This is a genomic window from Rhizobium sp. CECT 9324 (assembly GCF_918741265.1).
In the GTDB taxonomy this organism is placed as follows: domain Bacteria; phylum Pseudomonadota; class Alphaproteobacteria; order Rhizobiales; family Rhizobiaceae; genus Allorhizobium.
Genome location: NZ_CAKKMZ010000002.1, coordinates 578,927 through 603,641 on the forward strand (window position 1 = coordinate 578,927; position 24,715 = coordinate 603,641).

At 59.5% G+C, this 24,715-nt stretch carries 13 protein-coding genes and 1 pseudogene; 5 read left to right on the top strand and 9 right to left on the bottom strand.

Annotated elements, in window-relative coordinates:
- Positions 1 to 206: 206 nt before the first annotated feature.
- Both repC and recX read left to right on the top strand, forming a co-directional pair.
- Positions 207 to 1,424 carry a plasmid replication protein RepC gene (repC, locus tag LQ231_RS22595; protein ID WP_230174116.1) on the top strand — a complete coding sequence of 406 codons (1,218 nt, stop codon included), beginning with the start codon at positions 207 to 209 and terminating at the stop codon, positions 1,422 to 1,424.
- 121 nt (positions 1,425 to 1,545) lie between these two features.
- On the top strand, positions 1,546 to 2,118 hold the full coding sequence (gene recX, locus LQ231_RS22600) for a recombination regulator RecX (protein WP_230174118.1): 573 nt from the start codon (positions 1,546 to 1,548) through the stop codon (positions 2,116 to 2,118).
- A gap of 64 nt (positions 2,119 to 2,182) precedes the next feature.
- On the opposite strand, the gene LQ231_RS22605 is transcribed toward recX, so the two are convergent.
- A complete protein-coding gene (locus LQ231_RS22605) occupies positions 2,183 to 2,884 on the bottom strand; it encodes an FCD domain-containing protein (protein ID WP_356637630.1) in 702 nt (233 codons plus the stop codon).
- Between LQ231_RS22605 and LQ231_RS22610 the strand changes: the two are divergent.
- Positions 2,765 to 3,113 (top strand): annotated as a pseudogene (locus tag LQ231_RS22610) (4-hydroxythreonine-4-phosphate dehydrogenase PdxA); the annotation flags it as partial. The gene LQ231_RS22605 and the pseudogene LQ231_RS22610 sit on opposite strands and share 120 nt — an antisense overlap.
- Before the next feature lie 73 nt (positions 3,114 to 3,186).
- Here the strand turns inward: LQ231_RS22610 and LQ231_RS22615 are convergent.
- The 8 genes from LQ231_RS22615 to LQ231_RS22650 form a co-directional block, all read right to left on the bottom strand.
- Positions 3,187 to 4,239, bottom strand: a complete 1,053-nt coding sequence (locus tag LQ231_RS22615) for an ornithine cyclodeaminase (protein ID WP_230174120.1) — start codon at positions 4,237 to 4,239, stop codon at positions 3,187 to 3,189.
- Positions 4,240 to 4,442: 203 nt separating this feature from the next.
- On the bottom strand, positions 4,443 to 5,723 hold the full coding sequence (locus LQ231_RS22620; protein WP_113140129.1) for a TRAP transporter large permease: 1,281 nt from the start codon (positions 5,721 to 5,723) through the stop codon (positions 4,443 to 4,445).
- Entirely contained in the window at positions 5,723 to 6,244 is a 522-nt protein-coding gene (locus tag LQ231_RS22625) for a TRAP transporter small permease (RefSeq protein ID WP_230174122.1), read from the bottom strand. Before LQ231_RS22625 ends, LQ231_RS22620 begins: the two co-directional genes overlap by 1 nt.
- 92 nt (positions 6,245 to 6,336) lie before the next feature.
- Positions 6,337 to 7,311, bottom strand: coding sequence for a TRAP transporter substrate-binding protein (locus LQ231_RS22630; RefSeq protein WP_230174124.1), 975 nt, complete (start codon positions 7,309 to 7,311; stop codon positions 6,337 to 6,339).
- Between the two features lie 56 nt (positions 7,312 to 7,367).
- On the bottom strand, positions 7,368 to 8,252 hold the full coding sequence (locus LQ231_RS22635; RefSeq protein WP_290371383.1) for an amidohydrolase family protein: 885 nt from the start codon (positions 8,250 to 8,252) through the stop codon (positions 7,368 to 7,370).
- Entirely contained in the window at positions 8,252 to 9,388 is a 1,137-nt protein-coding gene (locus LQ231_RS22640) for a mandelate racemase/muconate lactonizing enzyme family protein (protein ID WP_230174126.1), read from the bottom strand. The genes LQ231_RS22635 and LQ231_RS22640 overlap by 1 nt, the downstream gene beginning before the upstream one ends.
- A 1-nt stretch (position 9,389) precedes the next feature.
- On the bottom strand, positions 9,390 to 10,295 hold the full coding sequence (kdgD, locus tag LQ231_RS22645; protein WP_230174128.1) for a 5-dehydro-4-deoxyglucarate dehydratase: 906 nt from the start codon (positions 10,293 to 10,295) through the stop codon (positions 9,390 to 9,392).
- A gap of 69 nt (positions 10,296 to 10,364) precedes the next feature.
- On the bottom strand, positions 10,365 to 11,108 hold the full coding sequence (locus LQ231_RS22650; RefSeq protein WP_230174130.1) for a FadR/GntR family transcriptional regulator: 744 nt from the start codon (positions 11,106 to 11,108) through the stop codon (positions 10,365 to 10,367).
- 156 nt (positions 11,109 to 11,264) lie between these two features.
- Between LQ231_RS22650 and LQ231_RS22655 the strand changes: the two genes are divergently transcribed.
- Both LQ231_RS22655 and LQ231_RS22660 read left to right on the top strand, forming a co-directional pair.
- Positions 11,265 to 12,062, top strand: a complete 798-nt coding sequence (locus tag LQ231_RS22655; protein ID WP_230174132.1) for an NAD(P)-dependent oxidoreductase — start codon at positions 11,265 to 11,267, stop codon at positions 12,060 to 12,062.
- A gap of 283 nt (positions 12,063 to 12,345) precedes the next feature.
- Positions 12,346 to 24,612 (top strand): Ig-like domain-containing protein, encoded by a 12,267-nt coding sequence (locus LQ231_RS22660; RefSeq protein WP_230174134.1) that lies wholly within the window; start codon positions 12,346 to 12,348, stop codon positions 24,610 to 24,612.
- Positions 24,613 to 24,715: the final 103 nt, after the last annotated feature.

Genomic DNA, 24,715 nt, shown 5'->3' on the forward strand with positions numbered 1-24,715 from the left:
ACCCAAGAAAGGAAGCGCGGAGACAAGAAAAAGGCCCCCAAAACCTGACGTTCCGGAAGCCCCTCTCCTATGTAGCAATCCGAGAGAATCACTTCCAGCAGGCAAAGTCAAGAGTCGGCGACAGTGATGTCGAGTCCGGATATTGAAACTATTGCTGAATTTCACGTTATTCGGGTCCTTCTTGCCTCCTCACAGAGGACCTGAACATGGTGGAGAGACTGGCAACGACGCCTTTTGGCGGCGGCCGGATGACTGCGCGGCTTTTTGCCCGCCAGGCGTCGGTTGCTGAGAGGCAAGAAAAACTACGCGCCGGCGACGGCGGCAATGACAAGGGCGCCAGCGACAAGTGGCAGCTCATTCGGGCTTTGACCGAAGCTCGAGACCATTTTGGCCTGAGCGACAGGGCAATCGGGCTGCTCGAGGCGCTGGTCAGCTTCACCACCGACCGTGTGCTGGATGGCGCCAACCCGATCATCGTTTTCCCCTCCAATCGAGAACTGTCACTGAGGGCACGGGGCATGGCTCCGGCCACGATCCGCCGACATCTGACGGCATTGGTCGAGGCTGGCCTTTTGTTTCGCCGCGACAGCGCCAACGGCAAGCGCTTCTGCCGCCGGGACGACAATGGTGTTGTCGAGGATGCTTTCGGCTTTGACCTCGCTCCGCTGGCGTTGAAGTCGTCGGAGATCCTGTCTCTGGCAGAGCAGGCCCGCGCTCAGGCGCGTATGATCCGTGCACAGCGCTCGGAGGTGACCCTGCACTTGCGCGACATCTCCAAGATCATCACCACCGCCCTGGAAGAGGGCCGTGACGGTGGCTGGGCGGAGATTGCGACTGAGTTTCAGGAAATGTCTTTTGGCAGCCTGCCGCGAGGCTACGATCCGGCACTTTTGAACGCTCTTCGCGAGCGCCTGATTGCATTCCGGATTAAGGTCGAAAACGCTTATCTTTCATCGCTCTCAGAAGAAGAAATGAGCGGCAATGACTCCCTTAGTGAGCATCATATACAGAATTCAAATACAGACCTACCATTTGAATTAGAAGGCCAAAGAGTCATAGAAAACGCGAAGCCAGGCGATACGGCATTGGCTCCAAACCGCAAGATGGCGATAAGCCTCGAACGAATGAAGCGGATCTGCCCGCAAATCGGCGACTATGCCCGCGGCGGCATGAGTGGTTGGCAGGATTTGATCCGCGCGGCCGATCTCGTTCGCTCTATGCTCGGGGTTTCACCCGACGCCTGGCAGAAAGCCAAGGCGGCGATGGGCGAACAGGCTGCATCTATCGTTGTGGCGATCATGCTGGAGCGTGCCGATGAGATCCGCTCGCCGGGCGGCTATCTGCGCGATCTGACCCGCAAGGCTGAGAAATCGGCATTCAGCGTCTATCCGATGCTGCAGGCGCTTGAGCGACAAACGGAATGAACGGCGGTCGGACAGTGAAAGTGGCGCCCGATGACATGTAAACGTTGACAGCTGTCAACGAAAGTTGACGGGCATGTGTGGCGGCCTTTTCGCCAGTGAAGCGTTTCGGTAGGATGATTTGATGGATGTGATGACGAGCCCGGCGGATGAAATTGAGATGCCCACAGCCAGGATGCTGTCCTGGGCTCGCAATTCCGCCGCCTACCGGCTGGCAAAGCGGATGATGACAGAGCGCGAATTGGCCGACGCGATCATGCGCAAGGCAAAACAGAAGTTTGAAGGGATTTCCGAGGCGCAACTTAAGGCGCTCGGGAATTTCGCGGTCGGGTTCGGTCGTGACATGAAGGTGCTCGACGATCATGCCTATGCGGAGATCCGCTCCAACTCGGCAGCGCGCAGCGGCAAGTCGAAACGGGCAATCGCCCGCAAGCTCAGTGAAAAAGGGGTCGATCGGGAGATAGTCGCGTCGGTGCTCGATGAGGCTGACGATCTGCGCGCAGCCGTCGTTCTTGCCCGCAAGCGCGCCTTCGGTCCGTTTCGCAAAGCCGACGCGGATGAAAAGCAGCGCGCAAAGGAATTCTCGTCGTTCGCCCGCAATGGTTTCGGTTTCGAACTGGGCCGGCGGGTCATGCAGATGGAACTCGAGGAAGCCGAGGAAATCCTCTACGCAAATCCTCGAGCGTGGGCGCCGTGATCCCTTAAGGTAAGGCGGGAGTGTTACCCCGAAAATCCACGGGGTTGCTCACGTAGCGGTCAGCCTAGATAGAGAGATCGAGCGCGCGGCCTTGGAACAGACGATCACGAGAGCCTTCCAGATCTTTGAGCATGGCGCTCTTGGCATCATCTGCCCGTCCCTCGGCAATCGCTCGGTACATCGAGTTGTGTTTTTTATAGAACCTTCTCGAGGCCGAGTTTAGGACCGAGCAGGGACAGGTCGGGCAGATGCACGACGACGGCGATTGGGCCTTCAAGGCATCAAGTGAGGCTGTGTAATAGTGATGGTTTGCAGCTTCCGTGACCGCACGATGGAAAACGTAGTCGGCATCGGTGAGAAGATGCTGGTGACTGGTCGCTTCCCGCAATTCGTCCAGAGCCGCTGCAATCTTCTGGATTGCGGCTTCATCCCGGCGCTTGGCGGCGAAATAGGCGACGGCAGGTTCAATGGTTAGACGGAATTCGCAACACCGCTGGATATCGGCGATCGTCTTGACCGGCAAGTAAGACAGCGGGGCGGAAGACGAGCCTTGGGCGCTTACAAATGAGCCGGCGCCGAAGCGTACGTAGACGATGCCCTGTATGCGCAGGCGCACAAGCCCGTCACTTACGACACGCCGACACGCCGCGCCGCCCATCTTGCCGTGAGCGGCCGGGCCGGTGTCATTGTAATCGCGCCTATCAACAAGGAGCAGATGAATCTCACCAGCCATCATAGCGATGGCCACACCGAAGTGCTCACCCATCTGACCGGCTTGAGATGGTTTGTCCATGCTGCTCGCGTCCGAACCGTTGAACACCATCCATGTATCGACCGTGTCTCGCTGAAGGGCCAATCGAAGGGGCAAAGACTGCGCGTATACTGGCGACCATCGAGGCAAGTCACAAACATTCCTGCTGCTCGGCCAGATGGCTCGCATCGCCACGGCGGTCCTCTACCCGCATCGGGGCGAGAACGGGTTGTTCAGCACCGAATATGTGAATTCTTGGTACCCTGCCGTGTTGGCTGGAGCCGCGCCCAAAAAATTGGCCATTCAAAGGGTAGATCTCAGTCCTTTGCCCGCTGGAGCATGCCGAACAGGTCGCGCGGATCGTCCGGATCAGCAATGATGTCGATATCCTGGTAGAAGCCGGTGCCTTCAAGTTTGGTTCGCACATAGCGCAGGGCGGAAAAATCCTCGACGGCAAAACCAACGCTGTCGAACAGGGTGATCTGGCCCGGCTCGCGACGCCCGATAACTTCGCCGGTCACCACCTTCCACAACTCTGTCACCGGATAGTCGGGATCCATCTGCTGGATCTCGCCTTCGATGCGCGTCTGCGGCGGGTATTCGACAAAGGTATCTGCACGCTTTAGGATGTCCTTGTGCAGTTCCGTCTTGCCGGGGCAGTCGCCGCCGATTGCATTGATATGAACCCCTGACCCAACCATGTTGTCGGTCAGGATCGTTGCATTCTGCTTGTCGGCAGTGCAGGTGGTGATGATCTCGGCGCCCTCGATCGCTGATTGGGCCGATGTGCATACGGTGACGGCCAGACCTGAGCCCGCCAGATTGCGGGCGACCTTGTCGCTGGCATGATGGTCGATGTCATAGAGCCGGATCTTGTCGATGCCGAGCAGGGCCTTCATTGCCAAAGCCTGGAATTCCGCCTGTGCGCCATTGCCGATCATTGCCATGGTCTTCGCACCCTTGGGTGCCAGATGGCGGGCGGCCATGGCTGAGGTCGCCGCCGTGCGCAGGGCGGTCAATAGCGTCATTTCGGTGAGCAGAACCGGATAGCCGGTGGAGACCTCAGCCAGCAGCCCGAATGCCGTAACGGTCTGTAGTCCCTGGGCCATGTTTTTCGGATGGCCGTTGACGTATTTGAACGCGTAGATTTCACCGTCGGAAGTCGGCATCAACTCGATCACGCCCTCGCGGGAGTGTGACGCCACGCGCGGCGTCTTGTCGAAAAGCGGCCAGCGGCGGAAATCGGCTTCGATGACATCCGTGAGCTCGGTCAGGACGGTTTCGATCCCGATGTGATGCACAAGGCGCATCATGTTTTCGACGCTGACGAAGGGAACGAAGGCTTTTTCCGAAGGGCTGGGTGCTGTCATGGTCCACCGGTGCTGGAGCTAATCTGCAAGCAGTCTAATCCGACGGACGGGGTATGCGAAATGGCGATAATCTATCGGTTTGATTGGTGAAACTAACGTTTTGCTTAGCGGTGTTGCGCAAAGTGCAAGATCCTAGCCGGCGGTGGGAAAAAAAGGCGGGGGCCGAAGCCCCCGCGAGATGTCGGCTAGGATTCAAGGTAGACCTACTTGAACAGGCTGGGCAGCCAAAGCGATAGCGCCGGGATATAGGTGACGGCCATCAGCACCGCGATGCTGGCGCCGAAGAATGGCCAGATTGTCTTCATCGCTTCGCGGATGGTGATGCCGCCCACCGCGCAACCGACAAACAGCACAGTTCCGACCGGTGGCGTGTTCAGACCGATGCCAGCGTTGAGGATCATCACTACACCGAAATGCACTGGGTCGATGCCAAAGGCTTTCACCACTGGCAGCAGCACCGGTGTTGCGATGATTACCATCGGTGCCATATCCATGAACGTGCCGAGCAAGAGCAGGATGATGTTGATCATCAACAGTACGATGATCGGGTTGTCGGAGATTGCGCCGATCGCCTGAACCAGCAGTGTCTGGACCTGCAGGAAGGCCATGAGCCAGCCGAAGGACGCAGCTGTGCCGATTACCAGCAGAACCATCGCTGTGGTCCGCACAGCTCCCAGGACGGCCTCGATGAAGCCGTCCCAGTTCAGTTCGCGGTAAACGAGCATAGCGACGAGAAAGGCATAGAGAACGGCAATGCAGGAGCTCTCCGTCGCGGTGAAGATGCCCGAGCGCACACCGCCGAAGATGATGCCAATGAGAAGAATGCCGGGCAGCGACGAGAGGAAGTAGTAGCCGAGCTTGTAGAAGCCGGGGAAGGGCTCAGACGGATAACCACGGCGACGCGCCACGATATAGGCCGTCACCATCAGCGCTGCCGCCAGCAGCAGTCCGGGAATGATGCCGGCCGTAAACAGATCGGCGACAGAGACATTACCTCCCGCGGCAATCGAATACAGGATCATGTTGTGCGACGGCGGGATCATCAGTGCGATGATCGCGGCATTGACCGTGACGTTGACGGCATAACCGCGGTCATAACCGCGTGCTGCCATTTGCGGGATCATCAGGCCACCTACGGCCGAGGCATCGGCGACGGCCGAGCCGGAAATGCCGCCAAACAAGGTGGATGCAACGATATTGACCTGTCCCAGCCCACCACGGAGATGGCCGACAATGCCGGCCGCAAATCGGATCAGGCGGGTTGCTATGCCACCACGCACCATTAGGTCGCCAGCGAAGATGAAGAACGGTATGGCCATCATGGCAAAGACGTTCATGCCTGAATTCATCTGCTGGAAGACGACGATCGGCGGCAGGCCCATGTAGAGGACGGTGGCCAGCGAGGCGATGCCCAGGCAGAAGGCGATCGGCATGCCGATCATCATCAAGAAGGTAAAGACGCCGAATAAAACGGTATAGGCCATCACGCAGCCTCCTGGACAACAACGGTTGCGGCGATTTCCTCGCCGATGGCAACGTCAACGAAGCGCTCTGCGGCAAAGATGGCGATGATGGCTCCGCCCGCGATCAGCGGGAAGAAATCGACGCCGCCGGGCAGGCCAAGAACGGGAATGGTTGCAGTCCAGGTGCCGATGGCAAGCAGCGCGCCGTAATAGCTCATGGCGATGCCGAACAGGACAATCAATCCGAGGCTGACCAGATCCATGGTTTTTTGAATGGGTTTCGATGCACCGTGGCGGACGAAATCGAGGCCGAGATGCACGCTTTCGCGCACGCCGACGGCGGATCCAAGCAGAATGAACCACGACATCAGCAAGAGCGAAAGCGGTTCCGACCAACTCGGCGTATCGTTCAATATGTATCGGGCAAAGATCTGCCATCCGATGATCACGGTCATCGCAACCAGGCCGATACCTGAAATATACAGGCATAGCTGGCTCAGGCGGCCAAGCCCCGGGCGAATGGCCCTCATAAAGCGCAACATAGTCTCCTCCACAGCCGCGGCGGATCGACGGCCACAATGCAAGTCCGCGAATGAAAACCGGCCGGATCGTGTGATCCGGCCGGGCCCTTATATTACTTCACGTCCTGGACGCGCTTGACGAGGTCCTTCATCTTCTGATCGGTGATGAATTTGTCATAGACAGGCTGCATCGCTGCGGAGAATTCCGCCTTGTCGACCGTGATGATGTTCGCACCCGACGCACGGATTTTCTCTTCCGAGGCCTTTTCGCGGGCCTGCCACAGCTCACGCATTTTGCCGACGGATTCCTTTGCAGCCTCGCGCAACACCGTTTGATCTTCCGGGGTCAGCTTGTCCCAGGTGATCTTCGAGATCGCCAGGATTTCCGGGGTCAGCGAATGGTCTGTCAACGTGTAGTTCTTCGCCACTTCGAAGTGACGCGAGGATTCGTAGGAAGGCCAGTTGTTTTCGGCAGCATCAACGACGCCGGTTTCAAGCGAGGAATAGACTTCGCCAAAAGGCATCGGGGTCGGGTTGGCACCGAAGGCTTCCATCATCGCGATCCACAGATCCGACTGCTGGACACGCACCTTCATGCCCTTGAGGTCGGCGAGTTTCTCGATCGGCTTCTTGGTCGAATAGAACGAGCGCGCGCCGGAATCGTAGAAGGCAAGCCCGATCAGGCCGTGCGGCTCGAATGCGGCCAGCACTTCGTCGCCGATCGGGCCATCGACGACCTTGTGCATGTGTTCGGTATCGCGAAACAGGAAGGGCAGGCCGAAGACGACGGTTTCCGGAACGAGGTTGTTGAATGGTGCGCTGTTGACCCGGTTCATGTCGATGACGCCGAAGCGGGTCTGTTCGATCGTGTCTTTTTCAGTGCCGAGCGTGGCATTGTTCATGACCTGGATCTTGATGCGGCCATTGGTTTTCTGGGAAACCAGTTCGCCCATATATTTGACCGCATCCACGGTCGGATAGCCATCCGGATGGATATCGGCGGAGCGCAGCGTGATCTCTTGCGCATTCAGCGCGCCAGCACCCAGTGTCAGCCCCATCGCGAGGCTCAGCATTGCGGCAGTTTTCATGTCTTCCTCCTCTTTTAAATGATCCGCCAAAACCTCCCAGGTTTGACGGTAAACTCTCAGGTCCCCTTGCTCCCCATTGGTTCAAGGCCGAAGAGCTGCTCGGGGTTGTCCACGAGTGCGAGATGGCGGTCGGCATCATCAGCCAGCCAGCCAAGAATTGTGTCGGTAAGGGCAGCGTCATCGGGATAATCGGCATGTGTCTTCGCCAGATTGTGCGGCCAGTTCGATCCCCAGACGATGCGTTCGGGCGCGTGCGCCGCAATCGTGCGGCCAACCTCAGCCACATCGGCGAAATCAGGCGCCCCGGTCTTCGACGATTCGTAAGCGCCGGCAAATTTGAACCAGCAATTGCCGCGGTCGATCAAACGTTTTGCCGCGGCCACCTGCGGGCTGTCCGGTGTCACGCCGCAGAAAAACTTGCCGTGGTGATCGAGCACCCAGCGTGATTTCAGCCTGGACAGACGGGCTTCGTGATCGACGATGTTGCTGCCGTCGAATTGCACGGCAAGCATCCAGTTGCGGCTCGCGGCAATTGCGTCGACGGCTTCCAGATGGGTCAGGTCGACGCCGCCGCCCGGCAGATCCATGATGCGAAGGCCGATGACGCGGGCAGCAGCCAGGTCATCAAGTTCGGCTTCGGTCGCTTGGCCATTGACGGCAGCCACACCCCAGGCGAGGTCCCCGAAGTCCTTCAGGCAGGCGATCAGATTGTTGTTGTCGCGCTGGTGGGCATTGCCCTGGGTGACGATCACCCGGTCGATGCCGATCCATTTCATGAATTCGCGGTATTGCGATGGGCTTGGCAATTCGCCAGCCGGCAATGGTGGGCCACCTTCGATCGCGGGAAAGCCCGGCAGATAGGCATGCATCTGGGTGTCGATCGCCCCCTTCGGGAGCGCGACGTTTGGTTTGCGACCGGAAAGGGGGCGAACGAGTGTCATCAGTCGTCCTTCATCTTGAAGTCGGCGAGGGCATCGCGGTTGATCTCGATGCCAAGGCCTGGACCATTCGGGATGGCGACAACGCCGTTCTGATGTTCGATCGGGGTTTTGATCACCGCCTGACGGAACGGATTGTCGGTGCGGTCGAATTCGAGGATCGGTTCGATCGGATTGACACGGACCGGATCGGGCACCATGGCGGCAATAAATTGCAGCGCAGCTGCGATGTGGACAGCCGTGCCCCAGACATGCGGAACCACACGCACGCCGTGCAGGGCTGCGAGGTCGGCTACCCGCTTGGCTTCGGTGAAGCCGCCGACGCCTGCCAGGTCCGGTTGGACAATATCGATGCAACGCGTTTCGATCGGCTCTTTCATGCCCCAGCGACTGTGCCAGGTCTCGCCGCCGGCAACCGGAATCGGCTGTTTTGCGCGCACTTCGCGGTAGGATGCGAGCTGTTCCGGGACGACCGGTTCCTCGAACCAGTCGAGACCGTATTCGGCAGCACGATGGCCGAACTCAACCGCTTCCAGCACGCCGTAACCATGATTGCCGTCGGCCATCAGGCGCATATCGGAGCCGGCGGCTTCGCGCGCCGCCTTGATCACCCGCAGGTCCTCTTCGATACCGAAGCCGACCTTGATCTTCGAGGCATGGAAACCTTGCGACCGGTAGGCCGCGATATCTGTGGCATTGTCTTCGACACGATCGACGCCATCGCGCTTGAAACTACCGGTGGCATAGGCCTTGACGGTTTCGCGGAAGCGGCCGCCGAGCAGGATCGAGATCGGGGCGTTGAAATGTTTACCCTTGATATCCCACAGCGCGATATCGATGCCGGACAGGGCGGTGAGGGTCAGGCCACGTTGGCCCTGATCACGCAGCGCATTGTAGAGTGTTGCCCATATTTTCTCGGTTTCCAGAGGATTGGCACCGATCAGCCATGGCTTGTAGGCGGCAACCACAGCCGCATTCGGCCGCGCAGGACCGAGGCATTCACCCCAGCCCGTGGTGCCATCGTCGCACACAATCTCGACGAGCACATGAGCCCGCCGGTCAAAGCGCATGGAAGCGCTCTGGAACGGGACAGTGAGGCGGTGCTCGAGTAGATGGGTGCGGACGTCGACGATCTTCATATCAACGCTTCCAGGGTTCGATCAGCTTGGCGAGGATCTCTTCTTCCGCCGGCGTAAGGTCATCGAGCGGCGGGCGAACCTTGCCGGCATTGAAGCCCTGCAGACGCACACCGGCCTTGACGGCCGACACGGCATAGCCCTTGCGGCGGCCACGCAGTTCCATGAAGGGGTAGAAGAAGTCCTTCAGGATGGTTTCGCAGCGTTCGCGTTCGCCGGCGCGCAATGCCTTGTAGAAATCGACGGCCAATCCCGGAACGAAGTTGAACACTGCCGACGAATAGGTGGTGAACCCGGCGCCGAGATAGGCCTCGGCAAACAGTTCCGCCGTCGGCATGCCGCCGAGATAGGTGAGGCGGTCACCAAGTGTTGCGGTGATCTGACGGATCAATCCGATTTCGCCGGTCCCGTCCTTGAAGCCGACAAGGTTCGGGCAGGCATCGCACAGGCGCTGAAGCACGTCGACACCGATGACCGAGTTGTCGCGGTTATAGACCATGACGCCGATACCGACCGACTGGCACACGCGCTTGACGTGGTTGTAGATGCCTTCCTGTGGGGCATCGATCAGATAGTGCGGTAGAAGCAGGATCCCGTCGGCCCCGGCCTGTTCAGCGGCGCGGGCGATCTCGATGGCCATTTCCGTGCCATAGCCGCAGCCGGATACGATCGCTGTCTTGCCGGCCGCTTCCTTGGCGGTTGCGACGATGCGCGGAATCTCACTGGGGGACAGGGAGAAGAACTCACCGGTGCCGCCTGCGGCAAAGAGGACTGGCGCATCATAACCGGACAACCATTCGACATGTTTGCCATAGCTGTCTGGCTGAAACTGGCCTTCGCTATCAAAATGCGTGACAGGGAAAGACAACAGGCCGGCGCCAAGCGCGACCTTGATTTCTTGCGGCGTCATATGCGTATATCCTCTCTTTGCCTCCTCCGGCAAAGTTGTCATACGTATTATGTGGCAGTTCGTCAATAGTTATCGTACAGGTTGGCGTTGCTCGCGCAAAAGCGTGCGATAACGGGCCTGGCTGCCGCGCAGGTGCCGGCGCATGGCTTCTCGTGCCGCCTCTTCATCGCCAGCTGAAATCGCCTCGACGATATCGGCATGTTCTGCATCGATCAGCCGGATATAGGCTGCCTGATCCTCGTCGCTTTCTTCCCCGCGCAGGGCGGCGCGCGGAATTACATTTTTACCGATCATCGCCAGGAATTCGCGAAAGCGCGGGTTGTTGGTCGCCTCGGCGATGGCCAGATGCAGGGCGAAATCCGCGTCGCTACTGGATTTTCCGGCATCGAGACAGGCGCGTACGGCATAGTGCTGATCGAGAATTGCCTCTTCTTGGGCGGGAGAGCGGCGAAGTGCTGCAAGCCCTGCAGCCTCGACCTCCACAGCCGTGCGAAGCTCCAGCAATTCTATCATGGATGAGACGCGCGCCGGATCGATGTGCGCGAGAGAGAGAGGAGCGGGCAGAGGTTCGCGCGGCTCCAGCACAAAGACGCCGGCACCCTGGCGGGCCTCGACGAGGCGGTCTGCGCGAAGTGCAGCAATCGCCTCGCGCACGACGGTGCGTGACACGCCATGGGCCTCTGACAACTGCGCTTCGCTCGGGAGTTTGCTGCCTGGCAGAAACTGACCGCCATGAATGGCGCGGCGGAGATTGTCGCTCAGCCGTTGCGTCAGCGTTCCCGATCCGGCCTCCATTTTTGCCTGCAGCGCCATGCTCGTCTCCGTGTCCATTCGTCCGTTATTGCACTTATGCATAAACTCGTCTGTCAAGTTAGCCAAGCGTCCACGGGAAATTAGCGCAATATTGACGGTATTGACATGACCTGTATGATGAGTTGCATGGTCCGAGACTGGACGAGGGAGGTTTGTGTGAAGCGACTATTGGTAACCGGGGCTGCGGGCGGATTGGGCAAGGCGATGCGTGGCCGCCTGAAAGGCATGGCGGACGTCCTGCGTCTGTCCGACATTGTTGATATGGGCGAAGCGGCGGCGCACGAGGAGCTGGTCATGTGTGACCTGGGTGACCGGGATGCCGTCGACAGGCTTGTCGAAGGCTGCGACGGTATCATTCATCTTGGCGGCGTTTCCGTAGAGGACAAGTTCTCCAAGATTATGAACGCCAATCTGCTCGGACTCTACAATCTTTACGAGGCCGCGCGGGCGAACGGCATGCCGCGCATTCTCTTTGCCAGCTCGAACCATACGATCGGTTTCTACGCCCAGGACGACTATCTCGATGCCAGCGCGCCAATGCGGCCTGACGGGCTTTACGGCGTATCGAAATGCTTCGGCGAAGCATTGGCCAGAATGTACTTCGAAAAGTTCGGCCAGGAGACGGCACTGGTGCGGATCGGCAGTTGCATGGAGAAGCCGAAGAACCATCGGATGCTGTCAACCTGGATGAGCCATGACGATTTCCTCGCCATGATCGAATGCATCTTTCGCGTGCCCCGCCTTGGTTGCCCGATCATATGGGGATGCTCGAACAATGACAGTCGCTGGTGGGACAACACACCGGTTGCCTATCTTGGTTGGCACCCAAAGGACAATGCTGAGCAGTTTCGCGCGGAGATCGAGGCGACAGTACCCAGACCTGGTCCGCAGGACGATATCGCCATCTATCAGGGTGGCCCCTTCGTCAACGATCCGATCTTTGAAGAGGATTGATGTAAAGTTTCCCGCGTGCACTGTGCACGAGATCCGAAGTTAAAAAAGGGGCTGTTTCACACGGCCCCTTTTTTTGTTTTGCTGCGCGCCGCTTTGGGTCAGTTCTATTTTGAAGGCGAGTACAGTTGGCGGCCGTTTATCCTCCTCAAGCTCCTACAAATTAACCGCTTTTCAATAATGGTCGGTTGAAGCATAACTGGTTATGCTGCGGTAGTTAAGAAAGTATTGCGCTCATTCCCCACAAACACTTAAGTGCAATTCTGTTCTTAAGGGGTGAGTAACCATGTCCATCGAAGATCTCCGTTCATCTGGCATTCAAAACGAAACTGCAGCGCAGGAATACACTTCCGATATTGCGGAAGGTCTTGCTTTGAGCGCTGGCGAAGAAGGCGCGATTGAAGTCGCCCAGGCGGCCACCGACCCGGCGGTCAAGGTTGATCGTGTTGCCACGGAAGTCGCACCGGCGACAGTTCCCTCCGAAGTCACCGCTGATCAGAACAATATCGTAAGCCTCCCTATCGGCGTCACGTTTGATGACGTCAGGGTTGAAGGCGCGAACCTGGTTTTGGTTCAGGCCGATGGGTCGGAGATCACTATCGTCAATGGTGCCATCAACATTCCGACATTGATGCTCGGTGATGTCGAGCTGCCGCAGCAGGTTCTCTTTGCAGCACTTGAAGGTAGCGGCATCAATGTAGCGGCAGGTCCGGACGGCACTTTCTCGGCCAACCAGCAGGCGGTAAGCAATGGCGCAGACTTCAATGACGACCAGTTGAACGCAGGTCCAGAAGAGTTCGCCCTTGCTGATCTGCTTGGAGATACGACCTTTGGTGATGGGCTGCGCTCAGGTCAGATCTTGGGCGACAGCGGTGAGCCAAGCATATCTACACCGCTCACAACTGCGTTCATATTTGACGAAGCGGTGATCGCCGATGGAATCTCCGGAAATCAAATCATAACCGGCAGGCTGCCTTTCGAGGCAGGTCCAGACTTCGGCACGATCTCGGCCATCGGCTTTACCGGTGCGCGCAACATCGCGGAACCTGGCAATACCTCGGCAGCCTTCCCGCTGACCTCCGGCGGTGCGCAGATCTTCATTCGGACCTTCACGGCTCCGATCGATGGCACCGTCCTCGGCTTCGTCGCGCTGCAGGGCGTGACCATTATCAATGGTGTTGAAACGGTCGTGTTCTCGATCACCGTCGACAACCGCATCACTGGCGATTTTACCTTTGAACTCTTTGGCAAGCTGGAACATCCGGATGCTGGCGCCAACGGATCGCAGGATGATTTGGACGATCTGCTGCGCCTCGGCTTCAACTATACCGTCACTGATCTGGACGGGGACAGCGTCACCGGCTCCTTCAACATCGATGTGCAGGACGATGCGCCGACCCTGATCGATGTCAATGACGGCGATGCTGCCACCGCCGGTGGCGTCGTCTCGGAGGATTATCTCGAGGGTGGCAATGCTGCGACAGGAAATCCACAAGGGATTTCCGTGTCGACCTCCGGCACCCTGGGGATCGTTTGGGGCTCCGATGACGATCTGAAGTCGGAGGACACCTCCGACAACAACGAGAACGACGACGACCCGGTCGGTCGCACTGTCAGCTTCACGGGCCTGACGACGGCGTCGGATTCCGATGCGATCATCGACGCCATGCCATCGCTTGCCGGTCTTTCCTCTGATGGCACGACGCTCAGCTACCGCATCGAATATCTCAAGGACGGGGCCGGCAACTGGACCGGCGGCTATGTTCTCGTCGCATTCAAGGCCGGCTCCTTCGACCTTCCGCCGGAAGCGCTCTCTGACGAAGTGTCGGCGCTGGTGGAAGGTTCGTCCGAAGAAGTGATCTTCACCATCACGCTCGACGCCACGACCGTCAACGGCAGCTACCAATTCGACCTGCAGGGCAATCTCGACCACGTCGTTGGCACCGAGACCGGCAGAATCGAACTCGACAGCCTTGATCTGGACATCCGCTTCACCGGCAAGGATTCCGACGGCGACACCGTCGACGGTTCGTTCACGGTCGTTGTTCTCGATGACGCTCCGGAGTTGAGCGGCACCACCGAGAACCGCCTGGTCGACGAAGACGACATCTCCACACTGGACGATGGCCTGATAGGTGGCTCGCTCGGCACCAGCCCGAATGACGGCGATGCCGACGGTTCGTTCACGCAGGACCCCTCCAACAACCAGACCGGCCCCGCCTTCATCTCTGGCTCGCTCGCCAATCTGGTCAAGGGTGGCGCAGACGCAGGCTTGACCTTCTCCTTCATCGACGAGGCCAATGTCCGCAGCACGCTGGCACAGCTCGGCCTGTCATCGAAGGGCGGAGAGCTGAGCTTCGACGTACAGGGCAACATGCTCTACGCCTTCGTCAACGCCAGTGGAATTGGCGTCGAGTACAATAGCGACCAGGATCGGGTGGTGTTTACGCTCGAAATCCAGGAGGACGGGTCGTATTCGTTCCGTCTTCTGGACCAGCTCGACCATGACACACCTCTCTTCGGCGCAAACCAGAACACCGATCTGCAGGACGGCATCCCAGGTGATGTGAGCGCCATCAATTTCGGCGCCGTTTTGGAAGCGACCGACAATGACGGCGACAGCGTCTCGCTAGGCGGCGCTTTCTCGGTCACGATCCGTGACGACGTTCCGGAACTGGTCCGCGGTGCATCGGAAGACCGCATTGTCGACGAAGACGACATTTCGACGATCGGCAACGCGAACCCGGGCGAATCGCTCGGCACGAGCCCGAACGACGCCAATTCGGATGGTTCCTTCACGGGCGTTGCTGGCAGCGGTCAGCCGGGTCCGGCAACCGTGAGGGGCATGCTCGCCAATCTGGTGAAGGTCGGCGCAGACGACAACATGACTTTCTCCTTCCTCGGCGGGTCTGCAGCCGTCAACGCCATGTTGCAGCTGGGCTTGAAGTCCCAGGGCCAGACCCTGAGCTACGAACTCCGCAATGGCACGCTCTATGCGTTCGACAATGCCGGTTCCTCGATCGGCAGCAGCTATGACGCCGGCCAGGACAGGCTCGTCTTCTCGCTCACGCTCGACAGCGACGGCAAGTATGAGTTCCAGCTGTTCGATCAGCTCGATCATGACCGTCCGAACATGGGCGCTGATGAAAACTTCGATCTCCAGGACGGTTCGTTCATCCGCGACGTCACGGCCATTGACTTCGGCGCGCTCATCAAGGCGACCGACAATGACGGCGACAGCATCTCCCTGAACGACGCATTCTCCATCAAAATCCGCGACGATATTCCGGAAGTCGACGCCCTCAACACCTCCGCAAAGCTCGTCGTCGACGAAACGGCCGGCAGCCAGTCGGGCGGCGACGAAGTCAGTGCCCTCGGCGTGTTCGGCAATCTGGGCGTCCCAGGCTTTGACCCCAACATGGCACCGCAATATGCGCAGCAGGCTGGTTTCGTGGCGGCCAATGTCGCAACCGGTGCGGATGAAAATGCCACTGTTACTTGGACGCTGAAGCTGAACGGACAGCAGGGCTTGAACTCTGGTCTTCTGACAACCGATGGCCGTACGATCTATCTCTTCCTCGAGGGCGGCTTGATCGTCGGCCGCTACGATAGCCCGACGGACGGCAACACAACGGTATCGTCCTCTGATCCAGCAGCCTTCGCACTGCACATCGCCGACAACGGCACACTGTCACTCGTGCAGTATGTCTCCATCCAACATGATGATCGTGGTGACCACGACGAGAACAACGATAATGGCACGGGCTCGAACGACGCCTCGCCGAACGACACACCCAATCCGATCCAGCAGACCCTGGCCGGAAAGGTCCTGGCGGTTGTGACCGTCACCGACTTCGACGGCGATAAAGCTTTAGACTCGGTCGAAATCGGTGGCCGCATTGTCTTCGAAGACGACGGTCCGAGCATCGACGTCGTTGCAGCTCCTGACGCCTCCATCGTTCTGCAGACGCAGGACGGCGAGACGATCGGCTCCGGCATCACCGACTATGCCTCGAGCACCGCGAACTTCAGCGGCGTCTTCTCGATCGGTTCGCAGTCCTACGGTGCCGATGGTGCCGGCAATGTCTCGGCTCTGAGCTATGAGCTCGGCATCTACAAGCCCAACGGTTCAGATTCGGGCCTGAACAGCGACGGCCAGGACATCCGCATCGTTTTGGACAATGGCACGGTCTACGGGATCACTGGCTACAACACCGTTGTGTTCAGCATCTCGGTCAATGGTGCCGGCGTCGTGACGCTCAGCCAATTCCGGGAAATCGACCACGCGACGACGAACACGAGCGGCCCTTACACCGGCGACGTGCGGACCCTGATGGACGGTCTGGTCAAGCTGACAGCCACCGCAACGATCACGGATGGTGACGGCGACAAGGCAACCGACAGCGCGACGATCGACCTCGGTGGCAACATCAAGTTCCAGGACCACGGTCCGAGCATCGACGTCGTTGCAGCTCCTGACGCCTCCATCGTTCTGCAGACGCAGGACGGCGAGACGATCGGCTCCGGCATCACCGACTATGCCTCGAGCACCGCGAACTTCAGCGGCGTCTTCTCGATCGGTTCGCAGTCCTACGGTGCCGATGGTGCCGGCAATGTCTCGGCTCTGAGCTATGAGCTCGGCATCTACAAGCCCAACGGTTCAGATTCGGGCCTGAACAGCGACGGCCAGGACATCCGCATCGTTTTGGACAATGGCACGGTCTACGGGATCACTGGCTACAACACCGTTGTGTTCAGCATCTCGGTCAATGGTGCCGGCGTCGTGACGCTCAGCCAATTCCGGGAAATCGACCACGCGACGACGAACACGAGCGGCCCTTACACCGGCGACGTGCGGACCCTGATGGACGGTCTGGTCAAGCTGACAGCCACCGCAACGATCACGGATGGTGACGGCGACAAGGCAACCGACAGCGCGACGATCGACCTCGGTGGCAACATCAAGTTCCAGGACCACGGTCCGAGCATCGACGTCGTTGCAGCTCCTGACGCCTCCATCGTTCTGCAGACGCAGGACGGCGAGACGATCGGCTCCGGCATCACCGACTATGCCTCGAGCACCGCGAACTTCAGCGGCGTCTTCTCGATCGGTTCGCAGTCCTACGGTGCCGATGGTGCCGGCAATGTCTCGGCTCTGAGCTATGAGCTCGGCATCTACAAGCCCAACGGTTCAGATTCGGGCCTGAACAGCGACGGCCAGGACATCCGCATCGTTTTGGACAATGGCACGGTCTACGGGATCACTGGCTACAACACCGTTGTGTTCAGCATCTCGGTCAATGGTGCCGGCGTCGTGACGCTCAGCCAATTCCGGGAAATCGACCACGCGACGACGAACACGAGCGGCCCTTACACCGGCGACGTGCGGACCCTGATGGACGGTCTGGTCAAGCTGACAGCCACCGCAACGATCACGGATGGTGACGGCGACAAGGCAACCGACAGCGCGACGATCGACCTTGGTGGCAACATCAAGTTCCAGGACCACGGTCCGAGCATCGACGTCGTTGCAGCTCCTGACGCCTCCATCGTTCTGCAGACGCAGGACGGCGAGACGATCGGCTCCGGCATCACCGACTATGCCTCGAGCACCGCGAACTTCAGCGGCGTCTTCTCGATCGGTTCGCAGTCCTACGGTGCCGATGGTGCCGGCAATGTCTCGGCCCTCAGCTATCAGCTGGGTCTTTACGGCCAGAACGGTGTCGACTCCGGCCTGAACAGTGACGGTCAAGACATCAAGCTCTTCCAAAACGGAGGCGAGGTTCGGGGCTTCACCACCTCTGGCGACCTCGTCTTCTCGATCTCGGTCAACGGCTCTGGCGTCGTGACGCTCAGCCAGTTCCGCGAAATCGATCACACGACGTCGAACACCAGCGCGCCTTACACCACTGATGTGCAGTTCCTCATGGATGGCCTGGTCAAGCTGACTGCTACCGCCACGATCACAGACGATGAGGGTGACAAGGCAACCGACAGCGCGACGATCGACCTTGGTGGCAACATCAAGTTCCAGGACCATGGTCCGAGCATCAACCAGGGTTCGATCAGCTTCACAGTCGATGAAGACGGTCTGTCGACGGCAAATGCCGACGCCAATCCGCTGAAATCGACGGAAATCAATGCCGGTGGCTCTGCGACTTATTCGGGCGCAGCCGGTGCCTTGACGGCTCTGTTCAACTTCGGCGCCGATGGCGCTCATGCCAGCCAGGCGATCTCGCTGAAGCCCGCAACCGACGCAGCGACCGGACTGACCTCGCAAGGCCAGCCGATCTTGGTCACGGTTGACGGCGGCACGCTGACCGGCACGGCCGATGGCCGCGTCGTGTTCGAACTCACCGTCAACGCCAATGGCTCCTACACCTTCACCCTGAAGGATCAGATCGACCACCCGACGCTTAATGGCGTCGCGCCGCAGGCCAATGGTGCTTTCGACGATGCCGAGAATCTGATCGCCAGCGGTCTCGACCTCTCGAGTTACATCATCGGCAAGGACGGCGATGGTGACACGATCGCACTCAGCACCGGCAAATTCGTCGTGGACGTCCGCGACGACATCCCGACGGTGACCACAGCATCGGTAGCGATCGCTGTCGAGGCGCCGCAGCCCATCGAAGCGGTGCCCGGCAAGGTGGCCAACTTCGTGTTGGTTCTCGATGCTTCGGGCAGCACGAACGTTACGCTGATCAAGCAGCAGGTCGTCGACTTCCTGCAGACGCTCAACGCCTCCGGCGCAGACGACGTGCGCGTCCATATCGTCGAATTCGGCGAGAAGGCCTCGCCTGTCGGCACCTATGACCTGATCTCCAACGGCACAATCAATGCCGGTGTTCTGGCCGAGGCTCTGGCAGATGTCGCCACGGTTAGCGGAAACGGCGGCACCAATTACGAGGGTGGCCTGCAGCAGGCACTACAGTGGATCGAGGGCATTCCGGCGGGTTCGATCAATGTGACCACCAACATTTCCTCCTTCGATGCCAACAGCGGCAATGGCGAGGACACGGCGCGCATCATTGGAAACGGCAGCACCCAGATTGCCCTGGTATCCGGCTGGGACGTTCCCGGCACCACATCGCCTGACCTCATCAATGCAAACGGCGATGTGACCGACGGCATGGGTGCAAGCTCGGGCACCAGCGATACCGATATCGATGCCGGCCAGATGCTGCGGTTCGATTTCGGAGCATTCAACGACTTCGACGGCAATCAGGCCTATGCGAATGCCGGCAGCTTCAACGGCATTCCGGTCACCAGCGCTGTCTTCAAGCTTGATGACAATTATGAGCGAAGCGGTCCCGATGACACTCAGTTCCGCTACCGTGTTGTCTTTACCGACGCGTCGTTCCAGGACGGGGTCAATGTTGTCGACAACAACGGGACCAATGTGACGATCACCGGAACTGGTGCGAATGCCGGCAAGACGATCGCCTATGTGGAATTCACCGTCGGCTATGGCTACGGCGATGTCGATCTGGAGTCGGTGACGACCACCGGTGTGCTTCCGGGCACGCTGCCGAATGCCGATGTCAATCAGCTCATCGTCCTCTCAGATGGCCAGCCGAATATGACGGTCAATCTCGGATCCGTGAGTGCAGGGACTGCTTTGGCGGCGATTACCGACGAAGTCACGCGGATCGAAGGTCTGACCAACGGCGTCACCGGCGACCAGGCCTTCACCATCGAAGCCTACGGCGTGGGTGCAAGCTCGTCGGGCCTCACGGGTCTCGGCCAGGTTGAAGGACCGGGCGGCAGCTCCTCGAACATCACCGGTCCGACCGGGCTCAGCACGGCGCTCCAGACGGTCATCGCCGGTCTGGCCGGCACGCCGGCCCAGGGAACCGCGCCTTCCATCGCACAGTTCGATGTCGCCAGCCTGGTCAAGGTCGGCGCCGACGAAGGCCTGACCTACAGCCTGAAGTCCGTCACCTCCGGTCTGCCTGCCTTGTCTTCCGGCGGCACCAACCTCGACTATACCGTCGTGAACAACGTTCTGACGGCGAAGGCCGGTGCGATTGTCGTGTTTACCCTGTCGCTCGCAGCCGACGGCAAGGGCACCTTCACGATCTTCAAGCCGCTCGGTGGCGCTGGCGACGTGGCGATCGACTTCTCCTCGATCATCCAAGCAAAGGATTTCGACGGCGACGCGGTGTCTCTGACCACCGGGAAGTTCGTGGTGACGGTCGAGGTGCCGGATACAACACCGCCGACAGTTGAATCGATCGTGATGGGAGATGCAGCTCTGAAGATCGGTGAGACGTCGACGGTGACGATTACCTTCTCGGAGAAGGTCGCCAGCTTCACCAACAGCGACGTGACGGTCCAGAACGGCACGCTCAGCACCCTGACGACCTCGGATGACGGCAAGACCTGGACGGGCACGTTCACGCCTTCGGCTCCGATCGAAGACACCACCAACGTGGTGACGGTCGCCGCGACCTACACGGACGTTGCCGGCAATGCTGGTACGGGTCTGGTCAGCGGCAACTATACGGTCGATACGATCGCACCGGTTGTCAGCTCGATCGTGATGAACGACACGGCTCTGAAGATCGGTGAGACGTCGACGGTGACGATTACCTTCTCGGAGAAGGTCGCCAGCTTCACCAACAGCGACGTGACGGTCCAGAACGGCACGCTCAGCACCCTGACGACCTCGGATGACGGCAAGACCTGGACGGGCACGTTCACGCCTTCGGCTCCGATCGAAGACACCACCAACGTGGTGACGGTCGCCGCGACCTACACGGACGTTGCCGGCAATGCTGGTACGGGTCTGGTCAGCGGCAACTATACGGTCGATACGATCGCACCGGTTGTCAGCTCGATCGTGATGAACGACACGGCTCTGAAGATCGGTGAGACGTCGACGGTGACGATTACCTTCTCGGAGAAGGTCGCCAGCTTCACCAACAGCGACGTGACGGTCCAGAACGGCACGCTCAGCACCCTGACGACCTCGGATGACGGCAAGACCTGGACGGGCACGTTCACGCCTTCGGCTCCGATCGAAGACACCACCAACGTGGTGACGGTCGCCGCGACCTACACGGACGTTGCCGGCAATGCTGGTACGGGTCTGGTCAGCGGCAACTATACGGTCGATACGATCGCACCGGTTGTCAGCTCGATCGTGATGAACGACACGGCTCTGAAGATCGGTGAGACGTCGACGGTGACGATCACCTTCTCGGAGAAGGTCGCCAGCTTCACCAACAGCGACGTGACGGTCCAGAACGGCACGCTCAGCACCCTGACGACCTCGGATGACGGCAAGACCTGGACGGGCACGTTCACGCCTTCGGCTCCGATCGAAGACACCACCAACGTGGTGACGGTCGCCGCGACCTACACGGACGTTGCCGGCAATGCTGGCACGGGTCTGGCGAGCGGCAACTATACGGTCGATACGATCGCACCGGTTGTCAGCTCGATCGTGATGAACGACATGGCTCTGAAGATCGGTGAGACGTCGACGGTGACGATCACCTTCTCGGAGAAGGTCGCCAGCTTCACCAACAGCGACGTGACGGTCCAGAACGGCACGCTCAGCACCCTGACGACCTCGGATGACGGCAAGACCTGGACGGGCACGTTCACGCCTTCGGCTCCGATCGAAGACACCACCAACGTGGTGACGGTCGCCGCGACCTACACGGACGTTGCCGGCAATGCTGGCACGGGTCTGGCGAGCGGCAACTATACGGTCGATACGGTCACACCGGTTGTCAGCTCGATCGTGATGAGCGACACGGCTCTGAAGATCGGTGAGACGTCGACGGTGACGATCACCTTCTCGGAGAAGGTCGCCAATTTCGACAACACGGACGTGACTGTCGAGAAGGGCACGCTCGGCGCGCTGAGCAGCTCTGATGGTGGCAAGACCTGGACGGGCACGTTCACGCCTTCGGCTCCGATCGAAGACACCACCAACGTGGTGACGGTCGCCGCGACCTACACGGACGTTGCCGGCAATGCTGGCACGGGTCTGGCGAGCGGCAACTATACGGTCGATACGATCGCACCGGTTGTCAGCTCGATCGTGATGAACGACATGGCTCTGAAGATCGGTGAGACGTCGACGGTGACGATCACCTTCTCGGAGAAGGTCGCCAGCTTCACCAACAGCGACGTGACGGTCCAGAACGGCACGCTCAGCACCCTGACGACCTCGGATGACGGCAAGACCTGGACGGGCACGTTCACGCCTTCGGCTCCGATCGAAGACACCACCAACGTGGTGACGGTCGCCGCGACCTACACGGACGTTGCCGGCAATGCTGGCACGGGTCTGGCGAGCGGCAACTATACGGTCGATACGATCGCACCGGTTGTCAGCTCGATCGTGATGAACGACATGGCTCTGAAGATCGGTGAGACGTCGACGGTGACGATCACCTTCTCGGAGAAGGTCGCCAATTTCGACAACACGGACGTGACTGTCGAGAAGGGCACGCTCGGCGCGCTGAGCAGCTCTGATGGTGGCAAGACCTGGACGGGTACGTTCACGCCCACGGCCAATATTGAAGACGCGACGAATGTCGTTACAGTTGCGGCAAGCTACACGGACACGGCAGGCAATGCCGGCACGGGTCTGGTGAGCGGCAACTATACCGTCGACACCCGTCCACCAAACTTGACGCCCACGGATATCACCTGGAACGCCGTAGATCCGGGATCAAGCTTCCCCTCGGCGAACACCAAGATCGCTTCGCTCTCTGTCACGGATCCTGACAATACCGGCGGCTACACCTATGAGTTGGTTACGGGTACGGGTGTAACCGTAACCGCGTCGGGCGAGGTGTTCACGACCAGTGCGATCGCCAACAATGCGGCCTACGCGATTGAAGTGAAGGTGACGGATGCTCTCGGTGGATCGTATACCGAGACGTTCAACATCATCGGCGGGACAGGCAGCGGCAACACTCTGCCAGCTTCGGGTGCTGCCAACCCTGTCCTCGCCGGAGATGACATCCTGTATGGCCAGAATGGCGGCGATACGATCTACGGCGGTGCCGGAGATGACACGTTGTTTGGTCAGGATGGCAACGACACACTCGTTGGCGGAACTGGGCGGGATGTGCTTTATGGGGGCAGCGGATCTGATACCCTTACCGGTGGCTCAGATGCTGATACATTCTGCTTCGCAAACTCCGACTCTCTGGGGTCAGTTTCGACGTGGAGTGATCTGATCAGCGGCGTGGCAGGCTATGACGTCATTACCGACTTTGTGGTCGGCGTCGATAAACTCAAGCTGCCTGTTTCTGGAGTTGCGGCAGCAAATACTGCGGGCACGAACGGTTCTGACTCTGACTACAGCACTGATGGAACGAGGTTCCAGTCGCACTCGATTTCGAACGGGATTGTCCGGTTCGACGACCAGAACACGTTCTCTCAAGCCAGGAACATTGACTCCTTTGCGGAGGTCGGGATGGCGCTGGACTACTTAAAGAGTAACAATCTGGGTGTCGCAGGCGCGACGGTCGCATTCCAGGCTGTGATTTCCAGTGTGACCTACACCTTTGTATATCAGCAGGGTGGTGCCACCGCGGGCACAAATCATACGTTCGTCGCTCTTCAGGGTACCACGATCAGCAACTTCAATGACGTTCTGGTCCACAGCGCTAACGACCCCATCATCCTCGACCTCGACAAGAACGGCTTCGCCCTCTCGTCGATCGGCGACGGTGTCACCTTCGACATCAATGCCGATGGCAAGGCGGACCAAATCGCCTGGACCAGCGACGACGGCATTCTCGCCTATGACGTTGACGGCAACGGCCTGATCGACAACGGCTCGGAAATCTTCACGCCTGACTTCAACGGGGGCAAGTTTGCCAGCGGCGTGGCGGCTCTGGCTTCGCTTGACACGAATGGCGACGGCAAGATCGATGCCAGCGACGAGGCCTTCTCGAAGCTGCAGGTCTGGATCGATGCCGACAATGACGGTGTCAGCGACGATGGCGAGCTCTCCGGACTTGCCGATCACGATGTGGCCAGAATCTCGCTCACCGTCGACACGACCGGCGGTGTGGAAGACGGCCAGACTGTCTTCGGGGAGGGCGCGTTCACCTTCGAAGACGGGTCCGAGGGGATCTTCCTCGAAGTCGGCTTCGACACGATCTTCGGTTCGGACGTATCCGACGCCCTGACCTTTGTTGGTACCGACGGCGACGACATCCTGGCGGGTGGTCTGGGTTCCTACGCCCTTTCCGGTGGCTTGGGTGCGGATACCTTCGTCCTCGATGCCTCGGCTCTCGACCAGTTCGATGTCGCCGATGTGATCACCGACTTCAGCTCGGAAGAGGGGGATGCACTCGACGTCTCGGCGCTGCTCGACTCGCTGCTTGGACCGGATGCGACGGCGGACGCTGCTACCTCCAGTGTCCGGGCGACTGTGACCGGTAATGACACGACGGTCAGCGTTCAGACCGGCGCCGATAGCTGGCAGGATGTCGCCGTTCTGCAGGATCACACCACCGCCGTGAAGATCCTGTTCGACGACAAGCACAATGCCATCGATGTCGCCCATGGCTGATTGATTGTAGTCAAAGTAAAATCGGGGAGGGCGCGCAGGCGCCCTCCCTTTTTGTTTGTCTGGCATTGACAGATATCGCCATTAACACATTGTGGTTAATGGG

Coding starts and splice junctions, on each gene's coding strand:
- LQ231_RS22640 (WP_230174126.1), bottom strand. CDS start 9,388: ATGAAGATCGTCGACGTCCGCACCCATCTACTCGAGCACCGCCTCACT.
- kdgD (WP_230174128.1), bottom strand. CDS start 10,295: ATGACGCCGCAAGAAATCAAGGTCGCGCTTGGCGCCGGCCTGTTGTCT.
- LQ231_RS22620 (WP_113140129.1), bottom strand. CDS start 5,723: ATGGCCTATACCGTTTTATTCGGCGTCTTTACCTTCTTGATGATGATC.
- LQ231_RS22635 (WP_290371383.1), bottom strand. CDS start 8,252: ATGACACTCGTTCGCCCCCTTTCCGGTCGCAAACCAAACGTCGCGCTC.
- LQ231_RS22650 (WP_230174130.1), bottom strand. CDS start 11,108: ATGGCGCTGCAGGCAAAAATGGAGGCCGGATCGGGAACGCTGACGCAA.
- recX (WP_230174118.1), top strand. CDS start 1,546: ATGGATGTGATGACGAGCCCGGCGGATGAAATTGAGATGCCCACAGCC.
- LQ231_RS22615 (WP_230174120.1), bottom strand. CDS start 4,239: ATGACAGCACCCAGCCCTTCGGAAAAAGCCTTCGTTCCCTTCGTCAGC.
- LQ231_RS22625 (WP_230174122.1), bottom strand. CDS start 6,244: ATGTTGCGCTTTATGAGGGCCATTCGCCCGGGGCTTGGCCGCCTGAGC.
- repC (WP_230174116.1), top strand. CDS start 207: ATGGTGGAGAGACTGGCAACGACGCCTTTTGGCGGCGGCCGGATGACT.
- LQ231_RS22605 (WP_356637630.1), bottom strand. CDS start 2,884: ATGGGTGAGCACTTCGGTGTGGCCATCGCTATGATGGCTGGTGAGATT.
- LQ231_RS22630 (WP_230174124.1), bottom strand. CDS start 7,311: ATGAAAACTGCCGCAATGCTGAGCCTCGCGATGGGGCTGACACTGGGT.
- LQ231_RS22660 (WP_230174134.1), top strand. CDS start 12,346: ATGTCCATCGAAGATCTCCGTTCATCTGGCATTCAAAACGAAACTGCA.